At 41.6% G+C, this 1,345-nt stretch carries 1 protein-coding gene; it reads left to right on the top strand.

Translation table 11 applies throughout. The features are described 5' to 3' along the window. Positions 1-119: 119 nt before the first annotated feature. Positions 120-1,345: ISLre2 family transposase (locus ACW2QC_RS20190; protein WP_457545720.1), on the top strand; the 1,226-nt coding region annotated here is incomplete at its 3' end.

Below are 1,345 nucleotides of genomic sequence, written 5' to 3'. Positions count from 1 at the left end.
CTATGTGTAAAATATTTCTCGAGGGTATTTGAGGCAATTTTGTAGCCAAAAAAGAAAAGGCACTCTATCATAAAATGTATGCTTTTGCGGGCAAATACATTTCAGAAAGAGGCCTTCTCATGGGGAATATTATATCAGAATTACTTCGACTAATAAAGGATACCGATAACTTAATTGAAATGGAAGAAAGTCTTCGATTGTTTATGTATGAAGTGTTTGCTTCTCATCTGGGGGAAGTATTTTCAAAGCTAGATCAGGTGGTAAAACAGAAGAAACAAGCATTAGGCTGGAAGGTAAAACGAGAAGATTGGAAAACTATTCAATTTACGTTTGGTTCGGTTCGATTTCGCCATACATTGATGAGTGATGAAAAGGGGGATTCTTCTTATCCTTTTGATGAGTGGATGGGATTTAGGAAACACCAACGCCTTAGTCCTTTGGTGGAAGTGAAAGTGGCCGAATTGGCGAGTGAAAGTACGTATCGTGAATCAGCACGCATATTAAGCGAATGGACGCCCGTTACCATTAGCCATCAAACGGTTGGAAGTATTGTGAAACGTGTGGGAGAAATACAAGCGAAAGCCGATGAGGAAATGGTGATTGAGTTAGACGAGGCAGCTTCTTTGCCAGAGGGGAAAACGGTTGATTATTTGTATGCGGAGGCCGATGGGGTCTTTGTACGAGGAACGAAGAAGAAAAAAAGCCTTGAGGTTCATCATGCGGTGATTCATGAGGGTTGGGAGAAGAATGGGAAAAGGGTATCACTGAAAGAACCCAAAGTAATCATGACTACCAAATCAACGCAAGACTTTTGGAATGAAGTTCAGGCTTCTGCAGCCCACTGTTATTCATTAGAAAGTACGCAGGTTGTGACAAATAGCGATGGTGGCCTGGGATACACTGCTGAAAGGTTTCAGGAGGCATTTTCCCAATCCGAATATTCTGTTTTGAATCAATTGGATCCGTATCATGTTTCACAAGCTTTAAATCGTGCTTTAGGTGGCGGCAAGAGTAAATACAAAGATGCCATCAAAAAGGCGATGAAAGAGCACAATATCGATAATTTCACCCTGTGGCTAGACACATATGAAAGCACGCTAGAAGGCAAAAAAGAAGTTGAAAAAGTAAACACATTTCGTACTTATATCGTAAATAATTGGGATCGAATTTTTGACTGGAGAGAAAAAGTAGAAAATCCGCCAGCCGATGCACGAAGCCTGGGGGCAATGGAATCCAATCAGCGACATATCTCTTTCCGCATGAAGAAAAGAGGTATGCATTGGAGTAAAGAAGGCGGCGAGGCCATGGTGAAAGTGAAACAGGGCATACTGAATCAAACCCTACG

This window comes from Virgibacillus sp. FSP13 (genome assembly GCF_054048505.1).
Note: the sequence above shows the minus strand (reverse complement) of the source record. Positions and strands in the feature narration are given on the sequence as shown.